Source organism: Kitasatospora sp. NBC_01266, assembly GCF_036242395.1.
In the GTDB taxonomy this organism is placed as follows: domain Bacteria; phylum Actinomycetota; class Actinomycetes; order Streptomycetales; family Streptomycetaceae; genus Kitasatospora.
Genome location: NZ_CP108458.1, coordinates 3,361,198 through 3,374,407 on the forward strand (window position 1 = coordinate 3,361,198; position 13,210 = coordinate 3,374,407).

The following is a 13,210-nucleotide window of genomic DNA, read 5'->3' on the forward strand; positions in this document are numbered from 1 at the left end:
CGACCAGACCGCCGCCCCCGACCGGCTCGCCGAGCGGGACGCCGCCGCGCCCGACCCCCGGCAGGCGCTCGGCGCCCTGCGCACCGAGATCGGCAAGGCCGTGGTCGGCCAGGACGCCGCCGTCACCGGACTGGTGGTCGCCCTGCTCTGCGGCGGCCATGTGCTGCTCGAAGGCGTCCCCGGCGTGGCCAAGACCCTGCTGGTCCGCGCCCTGTCCACCGCCCTGAGCCTGGAGACCAAGCGGATCCAGTTCACCCCCGACCTGATGCCCGGCGACGTCACGGGCTCGCTGGTCTACGACGCCCGCACCGCCGAGTTCTCCTTCCAGCCCGGCCCGGTCTTCACCAACCTGCTGCTCGCCGACGAGATCAACCGCACCCCGCCGAAGACCCAGGCCTCGCTGCTGGAGGCGATGGAGGAGCACCAGGTCACCGTCGACGGCGAACCCCGCCCGCTACCCGACCCGTTCCTGGTCGCCGCGACCCAGAACCCGCTGGAGTACGAAGGCACCTACCCGCTGCCCGAGGCCCAGCTGGACCGCTTCCTGCTCAAGCTGGTGCTGCCGCTGCCCGACCGTGAGCAGGAGTTCCAGGTGCTCAGCCGGCACGCCGCCGGCTTCGACCCGCGCGACCTGCGCGCGGCCGGAGTGCGCCCGGTCGCCGGCCCCGCCGACCTGGCCGCCGCCCGGGCGGCCATTGCCGAACTCACCGTCTCCCCCGAGGTGCTGGCCTACATCGTCGACCTCTGCCGGGCCACCCGGCAGTCCCCCTCGCTCTCGATGGGTGTCTCCCCCCGTGGCGCGACCGCGCTGCTCAACGCCTCCCGGGCCTGGGCCTGGCTGGCCGGGCGCGACTACGTCACCCCCGACGACGTGAAGGCGCTGGCCTTGCCCACCCTGCGGCACCGGGTGCGGCTGCGTGCCGAGGCGGAGATGGAGGGCGTCACCGCTGACACGGTGATCCAGGCCGTGCTCGCCCAGACGCCCGCTCCGCGCTGATCACCCGCACCTCTTCCTAGGAGTCCACCGTGGCCCTCACCGGCCGTACCGCCCTCCTCGCGGCCCTGGGCAGCCTGGTGGTCGGACTCCTGCTGCCCTCCTGGACCGGCATCGCCCTGGTCAGCGGCGCCGTGCTGCTCGGCGTGCTGGCGGATCTGCTGCTCGCGGCCCCGGTCCGGACGCTGCAGCTGGCCAGGACGGGTGACACCGCGGTCCGCCTCGGCGAGCCGGCCACCGTCACGCTGACCGTCGGCAACGCCTCCGGGCGCCCGCTGCGGGCCCGCCTGCGCGACGCCTGGCCACCCTCGGTCTTCCGGCCCGGCACCGAGCTGACCGCCTCCCGGCACCGCCTGCTGGTCCCGCCCGGCGAGCGACGCCGGATCGACACCCCGCTGCTGCCCAACCGCCGCGGCGACCACCAGGCGCACCGGGTGGCGATCCGTTCGCTGGGCCCGCTCGGCCTGGCCGGTCGCCAGGGCTCGCACCTGGTCCCCTGGACACTGCGTGCCCTGCCGCCCTTCACCAGTCGCAAGCACCTGCCCTCCCGACTGGCCCGGCTGCGCGAACTGGACGGCCGCACCTCGCTGCTGACCCGTGGTCAGGGCACCGAGTTCGACAGCCTGCGCGAGTACCTGCCGGGCGACGACGTCCGCTCCATCGACTGGCGGGCCAGCGCCCGGCGCAACACCGTCGCCGTGCGGACCTGGCGCCCCGAACGCGACCGGCACATCCTGATCGTGCTCGACACCGGCCGCACCTCGGCCGGCCGGGTCGGCGACGCCCCTCGGCTGGACGCCGCCCTGGACGCCGCCCTGCTGCTCACCGCGCTGGCCACCAAGGCGGGCGACCGGGTCGACCTGCTCGCCCACGACCTGCGCCCGCGCACCTCGGTGGTGGGCCGCTCCGCGAGCGAGGTCCTGCCCGCAGTCACCAACGCGATGGCACTGCTGGAGCCGGCCCTGGTCGAGACCGACCTGCGGGCACTCACCTCGGCGGCCCTGCGGCTGGCCCCGCACCGCTCGCTGATCGTCCTGTTCACCGGCCTGGACGTCGGCCCCGCCGAGGACGGCCTGCTACCGCTGCTGCCCCAGCTCACCAAGCGCCACGAAGTGGTGGTCGCGGCGGTGGCCGACCCGCTGCTCTCGGAACTGGCCGCGGGTCGCGGCACTCTGCCCGCCGTCTACGGCGCGGCCGCCGCCGAGCAGACCCGGGCCGACCGCCGCGCCACCGCCGAGCGGCTCACCCGGCTCGGCGCCACCGTCCTGGACGCACCACCGGCCGCCCTGCCGCCCGCTCTGGCCGACACCTACCTCGCGCTGAAGGCGGCGGGTCGGCTGTAGCGCCGCCGCCTTGGCGACGGCTCAGCCGTGCTGCGGCTTGATCCACACGTGTGCGGTGGCCGTCTCAGCCTCAGCGTCCGCGGTTCCTTCCGCACCCTCTTCGACAACTACGGGCTCCTCGGTCACCGCCTTCATCCACTCGTCGATCCCTTGGGAGAGTGCGACGGCGGACGACTTGTCACCGTGGAACGCCTCACGCGCCGCCTGGTAGGCGAACCAGCGCTCGACGTGCGCGAGCCAGGCCGCCTCCGAGGGGGCGAAGTGCATCGTCACCCGCGGATGCGCCCGCAGCCAGTTCACCACGGTCGGCGACTTGTGCGTGAAGTAGTTGTCGCAGATCAGGTGCAGCTCACCGCTCTCCGGCAACTCCCGCTCCAGCTGCGACAGGAAGCGCCGGAACTCCACCCCGCGCCGCCGCCGGTGCAGCGTGCCGAGCACCTTCTCGCGGGTGCTCTCCAGACTCGCCAGCAGTGCCTGCACGGTCGCCGGCAGCGGATCCCCACTGCGCTCCCGCAGCTCCTCCCGCAGCTTGGGCCGCAGCATCGTGTCGGCGTCCACCCGGAGCACCAACACCCGCTCCGGCGGCGCCAGGTACATCGCGGCCACCTCGTGCGAGGTCTCCATCGCAAAAGGATCGGTCGACAAGCCGAACGGCTCGGGACGCGGCTGGGGTTCGGGGTGGGCCTTGGGGCCGGGACGTGCCATACGTCGATCGTAACGGCCAATCGACCGGTGCCAGAACGCGAAGAAGCCCCCAGCCGAATGGCTGGGGGCTTCTTCAGAAGAATTGTTCGGCGGCGTCCTACTCTCCCACAGGGTCCCCCCTGCAGTACCATCGGCGCTATGAGGCTTAGCTTCCGGGTTCGGAATGTAACCGGGCGTTTCCCTCACGCTATGACCACCGAAACACTATGAAACTGTCAACCGCACCACACCGTGACCTGGCGTGGGGTCGTTGTTTCAGAACAACACAGTGGACGCGAGCAACTGAGGACAAGCCCTCGGCCTATTAGTACCGGTCAGCTCCACCCCTTACGAGGCTTCCACATCCGGCCTATCAACCCAGTCGTCTACTGGGAGCCTTACCCTCTCAAGGAGGTGGGAGTGCTCATCTCGAAGCAGGCTTCCCGCTTAGATGCTTTCAGCGGTTATCCCTCCCGAACGTAGCCAACCAGCCATGCCCTTGGCAGGACAACTGGCACACCAGAGGTTCGTCCGTCCCGGTCCTCTCGTACTAGGGACAGCCCTTCTCAACACTCCTACGCGCACAGCGGATAGGGACCGAACTGTCTCACGACGTTCTAAACCCAGCTCGCGTACCGCTTTAATGGGCGAACAGCCCAACCCTTGGGACCTACTCCAGCCCCAGGATGCGACGAGCCGACATCGAGGTGCCAAACCATCCCGTCGATATGGACTCTTGGGGAAGATCAGCCTGTTATCCCCGGGGTACCTTTTATCCGTTGAGCGACGGCGCTTCCACAAGCCACCGCCGGATCACTAGTCCCTGCTTTCGCACCTGCTCGACCCGTCGGTCTCACAGTCAAGCTCCCTTGTGCACTTACACTCAACACCTGATTGCCAACCAGGCTGAGGGAACCTTTGGGCGCCTCCGTTACTCTTTAGGAGGCAACCGCCCCAGTTAAACTACCCACCAGACACTGTCCCTGATCCGGATCACGGACCCAGGTTAGACATCCAGCACGACCAGAGTGGTATTTCAACGACGACTCCACAACAACTGGCGTTGCTGCTTCAAAGTCTCCCACCTATCCTACACAAGCCGAACCGAACACCAATATCAAGCTATAGTAAAGGTCCCGGGGTCTTTCCGTCCTGCTGCGCGAAACGAGCATCTTTACTCGTAATGCAATTTCACCGGGCCTATGGTTGAGACAGTCGAGAAGTCGTTACGCCATTCGTGCAGGTCGGAACTTACCCGACAAGGAATTTCGCTACCTTAGGATGGTTATAGTTACCACCGCCGTTTACTGGCGCTTAAGTTCTCAGCTTCGCCCTGACGAATCAGAGCTAACCGGTCCCCTTAACGTTCCAGCACCGGGCAGGCGTCAGTCCGTATACATCGCCTTACGGCTTCGCACGGACCTGTGTTTTTAGTAAACAGTCGCTTCTCGCTGGTCTCTGCGGCCACCCCCAGCTCAGAGAGCAAGTCTCATCACCAGGAATGGCCCCCCTTCTCCCGAAGTTACGGGGGCATTTTGCCGAGTTCCTTAACCATAGTTCACCCGAACGCCTCGGTATTCTCTACCTGACCACCTGAGTCGGTTTGGGGTACGGGCCGCCATGAAACTCGCTAGAGGCTTTTCTCGACAGCATAGGATCATCCACTTCACCACAATCGGCTCGGCATCAGGTCTCAGCCTTAATGAGTGACGGATTTGCCTATCACTCGGCCTACACCCTTACCCCGGGACTACCACCGCCCGGGCTGGACTACCTTCCTGCGTCACCCCATCGCTCACCTACTACCCTGTTGGATCAGCGGCTCCACCACGTCCCTTTGTCCGAAGACTCCGGGCCGGCTTCACGGCTTTAGCATTCAGAGGTTCGACGTTGGCGCTTCAAAGCGGGTACGGGAATATCAACCCGTTGTCCATCGACTACGCCTGTCGGCCTCGCCTTAGGTCCCGACTTACCCTGGGCAGATCAGCTTGACCCAGGAACCCTTGGTCAATCGGCGCAAGAGTTTCCCACTCTTGTATCGCTACTCATGCCTGCATTCTCACTCGTATCCCGTCCACGACTCGATTCCTCGGCCGCTTCACCCGGAACACGACGCTCCCCTACCCATCCACAGCGTCGTTGGACGTATTCTGTGAATGACACGACTTCGGTGGTGTGCTTGAGCCCCGCTACATTGTCGGCGCGGAATCACTTGACCAGTGAGCTATTACGCACTCTTTCAAGGGTGGCTGCTTCTAAGCCAACCTCCTGGTTGTCTCTGCGACTCCACATCCTTTCCCACTTAGCACACGCTTAGGGACCTTAGTCGGTGTTCTGGGCTGTTTCCCTCTCGACCATGGAGCTTATCCCCCACAGTCTCACTGCCACGCTCTCACTTACCGGCATTCGGAGTTTGGCTAAGGTCAGTAACCCGGTGAGGCCCATCGCCTATCCAGTGCTCTACCTCCGGCAAGAAACACGTGACGCTGCACCTAAATGCATTTCGGGGAGAACCAGCTATCACGGAGTTTGATTGGCCTTTCACCCCTAACCACAGGTCATCCCCCAGGTTTTCAACCCTGGTGGGTTCGGTCCTCCACGCGGTCTTACCCGCGCTTCAACCTGCCCATGGCTAGATCACTCCGCTTCGGGTCTTGGGCATGCAACTCAAACGCCCTATTCGGACTCGCTTTCGCTACGGCTACCCCACACGGGTTAACCTCGCTACACACCGCAAACTCGCAGGCTCATTCTTCAAAAGGCACGCAGTCACGGCCCGCCAGTAAACTGACGAACGACGCTCCCACGGCTTGTAGGCACACGGTTTCAGGTACTATTTCACTCCGCTCCCGCGGTACTTTTCACCATTCCCTCACGGTACTATCCGCTATCGGTCACCAGGGAATATTTAGGCTTAGCGGGTGGTCCCGCCAGATTCACACGGAATTTCTCGGGCTCCGTGCTACTTGGGAGAAGCTCAAGTGAGCCGCTGATGTTTCGTCTACGGGGGTCTTACCCTCTACGCCGGACCTTTCGCATGTCCTTCGACTACACCAACGGTTTCTGACTCACCCAGCCGCCGGCAGACGACTGAAGAACTTTCCCACGACCCCGAAATGGCAACCCCTGCCGGGTCTCACACCACTCCGGTTTAGCCTCATCCGGTTTCGCTCGCCACTACTCCCGGAATCACGGTTGTTTTCTCTTCCTGCGGGTACTGAGATGTTTCACTTCCCCGCGTTCCCTCCACATACCCTATGTGTTCAGGTATGGGTGACAGCCCATGACGACTGCCGGGTTTCCCCATTCGGACACCCCCGGATCAAAGCTCGGTTGACAGCTCCCCGGGGCCTATCGCGGCCTCCCACGTCCTTCATCGGTTCCTGGTGCCAAGGCATCCACCGTGCGCCCTTAAAAACTTGGCCACAGATGCTCGCGTCCACTGTGCAGTTCTCAAACAACGACCAGACACCCACCCTCAACACCCCAAAGGATGCCTCGCATGGGACCGGCACTGAGACAACGATTACTCGTTCCCTCAGGACCCAACAACGTGCCCGACACACCAGATCAACCGAAACCGTTCCACGCCGAAGCAGTACTAGGAGACAACCAACCCTGTGTGCCGAATAGTCAACGTTCCACCCATGAGCAACCGTGCGAGACATTCGCTCGCAACCGGCCATGTGCTCCTTAGAAAGGAGGTGATCCAGCCGCACCTTCCGGTACGGCTACCTTGTTACGACTTCGTCCCAATCGCTGGTCCCACCTTCGACGGCTCCCTCCCAAGGGTTAGGCCACCGGCTTCGGGTGTTACCGACTTTCGTGACGTGACGGGCGGTGTGTACAAGGCCCGGGAACGTATTCACCGCAGCATGCTGATCTGCGATTACTAGCAACTCCAACTTCATGGGGTCGAGTTGCAGACCCCAATCCGAACTGAGGCCGGCTTTTTGGGATTCGCTCCACCTCACGGTATCGCAGCCCTTTGTACCGACCATTGTAGCACGTGTGCAGCCCAAGACATAAGGGGCATGATGATTTGACGTCGTCCCCACCTTCCTCCGAGTTGACCCCGGCAGTCTCCTGTGAGTCCCCATCACCCCGAAAGGCATGCTGGCAACACAGAACAAGGGTTGCGCTCGTTGCGGGACTTAACCCAACATCTCACGACACGAGCTGACGACAACCATGCACCACCTGTATACCGACCACAAGGGGGCGCCCATCTCTGAACGTTTCCGGTATATGTCAAGCCTTGGTAAGGTTCTTCGCGTTGCGTCGAATTAAGCCACATGCTCCGCTGCTTGTGCGGGCCCCCGTCAATTCCTTTGAGTTTTAGCCTTGCGGCCGTACTCCCCAGGCGGGGAACTTAATGCGTTAGCTGCGGCACCGACGACGTGGAATGTCGCCAACACCTAGTTCCCAACGTTTACGGCGTGGACTACCAGGGTATCTAATCCTGTTCGCTCCCCACGCTTTCGCTCCTCAGCGTCAGTAATGGCCCAGAGATCCGCCTTCGCCACCGGTGTTCCTCCTGATATCTGCGCATTTCACCGCTACACCAGGAATTCCGATCTCCCCTACCACACTCTAGCCTGCCCGTATCGAATGCAGACCCGGGGTTAAGCCCCGGGCTTTCACATCCGACGCGACAGGCCGCCTACGAGCTCTTTACGCCCAATAATTCCGGACAACGCTCGCACCCTACGTATTACCGCGGCTGCTGGCACGTAGTTAGCCGGTGCTTCTTCTGCAGGTACCGTCACTTGCGCTTCTTCCCTGCTGAAAGAGGTTTACAACCCGAAGGCCGTCATCCCTCACGCGGCGTCGCTGCATCAGGCTTTCGCCCATTGTGCAATATTCCCCACTGCTGCCTCCCGTAGGAGTCTGGGCCGTGTCTCAGTCCCAGTGTGGCCGGTCGCCCTCTCAGGCCGGCTACCCGTCGTCGCCTTGGTAGGCCATTACCCCACCAACAAGCTGATAGGCCGCGGGCTCATCCTGCACCGCCGGAGCTTTACACCAACCCCCATGCGGAGGAAGGTCATATCCGGTATTAGACCCCGTTTCCAGGGCTTGTCCCAGAGTGCAGGGCAGATTGCCCACGTGTTACTCACCCGTTCGCCACTGATCCACCCCGAAGGGCTTCACCGTTCGACTTGCATGTGTTAAGCACGCCGCCAGCGTTCGTCCTGAGCCAGGATCAAACTCTCCGTGAATGTTTTCCCGTAATCGGGTCGACACCCGCGTTGAGCGGCACGACAACCACCGGAATAGGGTGACCTCGTGCACTGCGTCCTCGCTAGTGTTTTACTTCAAAAGGAATCTCCAACCCCAATCAAACGATCGAGGCCGGGGATGTCAACATATCTGGCGTTGACTTTTGGCACGCTGTTGAGTTCTCAAGGAACGGACGCTTCCTTCAAGCCGCTCTCGCAAGCTCTCCGGGCGCTTTGTTCTTTCGTGTTCTCAGCTTATCAGATCCGATCCGCACCGTTTACCGGCCGTTTTCTTCTCCGAATTCCCGCTGAGGGGGATTTCCTTCGGCTTACCAGCAGAGCCTATCAAAGGATTTGCAGTGGTTTCGCCTGGGGTATTTGGCTTGCCGGGCCGCATCCGTGGACGCGCTGCCTCAGCTTGCCGTGTCGTAGACCCTACAACCGGGTCGGCTCTGTTGTCCAGTCCGACCTAACCGTTCGAATCTACTAGCCGACCTGACCCGTGTCAACGGTTCTGGCGGCGTGAAGAGAAGACTACCAGGTCAGAAGGGGTCATCCCGCCACGGGCTGGAGGTCGGCACGGTCGGCGGCGGCGACGTCGCCGATCTCACCGGTAGCTGCGGCCCGGCGCCCGAGGAGTAGGGCGTAGAGCAGGAAGAGCGTCTCGGCGGCGACGCCGATGCCGACCCGGGCCCAGGTGGGGAGGCCGGAGGGGGTGACGAAGGCTTCCAGCAGGCCGCTGACGAAGAGGACGGCGGTCAGGCCCATCGCCATGCCGATGGTGGCGCGGCCCTGCTCGGCCAGTGCGACGGTGCGCGGGCGCGGGCCCGGGTCGATCACCGTCCAGCCGAGGCGCAGGCCCAGGCCGGCGGCGACGAAGACGGCCGTGAGTTCGAGCAGGCCGTGCGGCAGGAGCAGGCCGAGAAAGAGGTCGAGGCGGCCGGCGGAGGCCATCAGACCGATCCCGATGCCGAGGTTGAGGACGTTCTGGGCCAGCACATAGAGGACCGGCAGGCCGAGGAAGACGCCGAAGACCAGGCACTGGGTGGCCACCCAGGCGTTGTTCGTCCAGACCTGGGCGGCGAAGGAGCTGGCCGGACGGTCGGAGTAGTAGGCCTGGTAGGCGCCACCGGGGCGGGTCATCTCGCGCAGCTGGTCGGGGGCGGCCAGGCTGTCCCGGACTTCGGGGTGGGTGGCCACCCACCAGGCGATCAGCGCCGCGCCGAGCAGCGAGACCAGGGCTATCGGGAGCCACCAGCGGCGGGAGCGGTAGAGGGCGGCGGGGAAGCTGACCGTGAAGTAGCGGCCCACGTCGCGCCAGCCGGCGGCCCGGCGGCCGGTGACGGCGGTGCGCGCCCGGGCCACCAGCGTGGTCAACCGGCCGACCAGGGCCGGATCCGGGGCGGTGGCCTGCACCTTGGCCAGGTGAGCGGTGACCCGCTGGTAGAGCGCGACCAGTTCGTCGGCCTCCGCGCCACTGAGCTTGCGCCGCTTGCTGAGGGTCTCCAGGCGTGCCCACTGCGCCTGGTGGGCGGCGACGAAGACGTCCAGGTCCATGCGGGTCACTCCAAGGTGGGCGGTGGCGGCGCGGGGCAACGGCTGGGGGTCAGCTTGCCAGAGGCCGTTCCGGGCGGGACGGGCCTTCCCCGGCTTTCCGGCGGCCCCGTATGTTGAGCCTCTGAACATCCGGGGGCGGGCGACGGCCCTGCTCCGTGGCGTCGAGTGGAACGGGCTGGTGCGGTGGGCGACCTGGTGACGGGTGAGGCCGTGGTCCTCGGGCTGCGGCCGGCGAAGCTGCCCAGTCGGGCACTGGCCGTGCTGCTCGACCTGGTGGTGGAGTTCGCGGCGTTCTTCCTCGTCTCGCTGCTGTTGCTGGTCGTGCTGCCGGACCTGGACGGGGCGGCGGCGACGGCGCTGGTGGTCTGCCTGATGGTCTTCTTCCTGGTCGCGGTGCCGGTGCTGGTGGAGACGCTGTCGCGCGGACGGTCGCTGGGGAAGGCGGCGCTCGGGCTGCGGGTGGTGCGGGCCGACGGGGGTCCGGCGGGCTTCCGGCACGCGCTGGTCCGGGCGCTGGTCGGGGTCTTCGAGATCATCCTGCTGACCGGGGTGCCCGCGGCGCTCAGCTCGCTGGTCTCGACCGACGGTCGGCGGCTCGGCGACCTCTTCGCGGGCACCCTGGTGGTGCGCGAGCGGGTGCCGGAGACCGCGGCACCGGGGCTGACCGTCGCGCCGCCGCCGCAGGTGCTGCACGCGCTGGGGTCGGATCTGGTCCGGCTCGACCTGTCGGCGGTGCCCCCGGGACTCTGGCTCGCGATTCGCCAACTGCTCAATCGGGCAGGCCAGTTGGATGGTCAGGCGGCGCTGCGGATGGCGCAGCGGCTGGCCGGTGACCTGGCCGAGCGGACCGGGTGGCCAGTGCCGGCCGGACTGCATCCGGCGCTCTACCTGGGAGCGGTGCTGACCGAGCGGCAGCGGCGGGAATGGCTGCGCGCCACCGGCCCGGGAGCGGGAACCGGTCCGGCCGGGGTGGCCGGCCCCGTCACCTGGCCCGGCGCGCCGACCGCACCCGCTCCGCCGCCCGCACCCGTCACGCCGCCGGCTCCCCCGGCCCCGCCCACGGCGGGCGGCGGGTTCTCGCTGCCCGGCTGAGTCGGCCGGGTCAGCCGACGGGGTACGCCGGCCGGGTCAGTCCCAGCTCGGCCAGGCGTTGGGCGGGCTCTCCAACTCCTCCAGCTCGACGCCCGGCGCCGCGAGCAGCACATCGCCCGCGAGGTGGAGTTCGCGCTGTTCGCCGGTCTCCAGGTCGGCCACCTGGTAGCGCTCGACCAGCAGCGGCCCGCTGTCGGTGGGGTGCTGCTCCAGGCCCTGCAGGGTCCAGCCCTGGTCGAAGGTCCGGGGGGCCAGCGCGGCACCGCCGAAGGCGACCAGCCGCACCCGCGCGCTCGCGCCCTCGGCCAGTCGCAGCAGCCGGGCGGTGGCGATCAGGAAGGCCGGCGAGTCGCCGGCGAAACCGTGGGCGCGGTCGTGCCCTTCGGTGGCCGAGGCGCCGGTCGGGTCGGCGGGGTCGGAGCGCACCCAGGCGACTCCGTCCACCGCTCCCCCGCGCACCTGCCAGCCGCCGGCGCGCAGTTCCATCCGCAGCGGGCGGGCCCGGGAGTCGAGGGTGAGGTCGATGGTGCCGAGGGGGACGCCGGCGGGGTCGTAGGACTTGCCAACGTAGCGCCAGCCGGCCGGGCCGGGCGCGCAGCTGAAGCGTTCCTCGCCCAGCAGGACGTGGTCGTGGGTGTCATGGAGCGAGTAGCGGCCGGTGGGCATGGTCGAAGCCTACGTCGCGGTCTTCGGGCGGCCCGTCCGGTGGCCTGCCCGACCACGGCGGATCGGGCACAGCACAGCCCGCTGCCCCCGGACGATCGTCCGGGGGCAGCGGGCTGCGGGTGCGTCAGTAGCGGTACTGCTCGGCCTTGTACGGGCCCTCGACCGGGACGCCGATGTAGTCGGCCTGGTCCTTGGTCAGGACGGTGAGCTTGACGCCCAGCGCGGCCAGGTGGAGGCGGGCGACCTTCTCGTCCAGGTGCTTGGGGAGCACGTAGACGCCGATCGGGTACTGCTCGGTCTTGGTGAACAGCTCGATCTGCGCGATCGTCTGGTTCGCGAAGGAGTTGGACATCACGAAGGACGGGTGGCCGGTCGCGTTGCCCAGGTTCAGCAGGCGGCCCTCGGAGAGCACGATGATGGTGTGGCCGTCCTCGAAGCGCCACTCGTGGACCTGCGGCTTGACCTCGGTCTTCACGATGCCCGGGAGCTTGGCAAGGCCGGCCATGTCGAGCTCGTTGTCGAAGTGGCCGATGTTGCCGACGATCGCCTGGTGCTTCATCTTCACCATGTCCGAGGCGAGGATGATGTCCTTGTTGCCCGTGGTGGTGATGAAGATGTCGCCGATCGAGATGACCTCGTCCAGCGTGGTGACCTGGTAGCCGTCCATCGCCGCCTGCAGCGCGCAGATCGGGTCGATCTCGGTGACGATGACCCGGGCGCCCTGGCCGCGCAGCGACTCGGCGCAGCCCTTGCCCACGTCGCCGTAGCCGCAGACGACCGCGACCTTGCCGCCGATCAGCACGTCGGTGGCGCGGTTGATGCCGTCGATCAGCGAGTGGCGGCAGCCGTACTTGTTGTCGAACTTCGACTTGGTGACCGAGTCGTTGACGTTGATCGCCGGGAAGAGCAGCTGGCCGTCCCGGTGCATCTCGTACAGGCGGTGCACGCCGGTGGTGGTCTCCTCGGTGACGCCCTTGATGGTGGCGGCGACCTCGGTCCACTTGCGCGGGGACTCGGCCAGGGTGCGGTTGAGCAGCTCCAGGATGATCCGGAACTCGTCGTTGTCGGCGGTGGCCGGGTCCGGCGCGGCGCCGGCCTTCTCGAACTCGACGCCCTTGTGGATCAGCAGGGTGGCGTCACCGCCGTCGTCCAGGATCATGTTCGGGGTCTGGCCGTTCGGCCAGGTCAGCGCCTGCTCGGTGCACCACCAGTACTCCTCCAGGGTCTCGCCCTTCCAGGCGAAGACCGGGACGCCGGCGGGGTTCTCGACGGTGCCCTCGGGGCCGACCGCGATCGCGGCGGCGGCGTGGTCCTGGGTGGAGAAGATGTTGCAGGAGCACCAGCGGACCTCGGCGCCCAGCGCCGTGAGGGTCTCGATCAGCACCGCCGTCTGCACGGTCATGTGCAGCGAACCGGTGATCCGGGCGCCGGCCAGCGGCTGGGTGGCCGCGAACTCCTTGCGGATGGACATCAGGCCGGGCATCTCGTGCTCGGCGAGCTGGATCTCCTTGCGACCGAACGGGGCCAGGGAGAGGTCGGCGACCTTGAAGTCACCAGTGGTGTTGCCGGACATGCGGGGTACTCCTCGCTGCGTGGGGCCGATGCGTACGGGTGTGCTTCACGGCGGGGCGGCACCCGAGGGACGCCACTCCGCT

The 13,210-nt window shown here is 66.3% G+C and carries 7 protein-coding genes and 3 rRNA genes; 3 read left to right on the plus strand and 7 right to left on the minus strand.

The window, feature by feature from the left end:
• Positions 1-76 precede the first annotated feature (76 nt).
• Both OG403_RS14280 and OG403_RS14285 read left to right on the plus strand, forming a co-directional pair.
• Positions 77-997 (plus strand): AAA family ATPase, encoded by a 921-nt coding sequence (locus tag OG403_RS14280; RefSeq protein ID WP_329572307.1) that lies wholly within the window; start codon positions 77-79, stop codon positions 995-997.
• A gap of 29 nt (positions 998-1,026) precedes the next feature.
• Complete coding sequence (locus OG403_RS14285) at positions 1,027-2,337, plus strand: DUF58 domain-containing protein (protein WP_329564620.1); 1,311 nt, start codon at positions 1,027-1,029, stop codon at positions 2,335-2,337.
• A gap of 21 nt (positions 2,338-2,358) precedes the next feature.
• Here the strand turns inward: OG403_RS14285 and OG403_RS14290 are convergent, their stop codons facing one another.
• The 5 genes from OG403_RS14290 to OG403_RS14310 all read right to left on the minus strand — a co-directional run bounded on the left by OG403_RS14290 (position 2,359) and on the right by OG403_RS14310 (position 9,797).
• The gene (locus tag OG403_RS14290; protein WP_329564621.1) at positions 2,359-3,042 is read right to left on the minus strand and encodes a transposase; all 684 of its coding nucleotides are present in this window, start codon (positions 3,040-3,042) and stop codon (positions 2,359-2,361) included.
• Positions 3,043-3,126: 84 nt separating this feature from the next.
• Positions 3,127-3,243, minus strand: a 5S ribosomal RNA gene (gene rrf, locus OG403_RS14295).
• 83 nt (positions 3,244-3,326) lie between these two features.
• A 23S ribosomal RNA gene (locus OG403_RS14300) occupies positions 3,327-6,446 on the minus strand.
• A 272-nt stretch (positions 6,447-6,718) separates the two neighbouring features.
• Positions 6,719-8,240 (minus strand): 16S ribosomal RNA (locus OG403_RS14305).
• Together the 16S, 23S and 5S rRNA genes form the textbook arrangement of a ribosomal RNA operon.
• A 552-nt stretch (positions 8,241-8,792) precedes the next feature.
• Positions 8,793-9,797: a stage II sporulation protein M gene (locus tag OG403_RS14310; protein ID WP_329564622.1), complete on the minus strand. Its 1,005-nt coding sequence runs from the start codon at positions 9,795-9,797 to the stop codon at positions 8,793-8,795.
• A gap of 183 nt (positions 9,798-9,980) precedes the next feature.
• Between OG403_RS14310 and OG403_RS14315 the strand changes: the two genes are divergently transcribed.
• Positions 9,981-10,889, plus strand: a complete 909-nt coding sequence (locus tag OG403_RS14315; RefSeq protein WP_329564623.1) for an RDD family protein — start codon at positions 9,981-9,983, stop codon at positions 10,887-10,889.
• 36 nt (positions 10,890-10,925) lie between these two features.
• Here the strand turns inward: OG403_RS14315 and OG403_RS14320 are convergent, their stop codons facing one another.
• Positions 10,926-11,555 (minus strand): hypothetical protein, encoded by a 630-nt coding sequence (locus OG403_RS14320; RefSeq protein WP_329564624.1) that lies wholly within the window; start codon positions 11,553-11,555, stop codon positions 10,926-10,928.
• A 124-nt stretch (positions 11,556-11,679) separates the two neighbouring features.
• Entirely contained in the window at positions 11,680-13,128 is a 1,449-nt protein-coding gene (ahcY, locus tag OG403_RS14325; RefSeq protein ID WP_329564625.1) for an adenosylhomocysteinase, read from the minus strand.
• Positions 13,129-13,210: the final 82 nt, after the last annotated feature.

Coding starts and splice junctions, on each gene's coding strand:
- OG403_RS14290 (WP_329564621.1), bottom strand. CDS start 3,042: ATGGCACGTCCCGGCCCCAAGGCCCACCCCGAACCCCAGCCGCGTCCC.
- OG403_RS14310 (WP_329564622.1), bottom strand. CDS start 9,797: ATGGACCTGGACGTCTTCGTCGCCGCCCACCAGGCGCAGTGGGCACGC.
- ahcY (WP_329564625.1), bottom strand. CDS start 13,128: ATGTCCGGCAACACCACTGGTGACTTCAAGGTCGCCGACCTCTCCCTG.
- OG403_RS14320 (WP_329564624.1), bottom strand. CDS start 11,555: ATGCCCACCGGCCGCTACTCGCTCCATGACACCCACGACCACGTCCTG.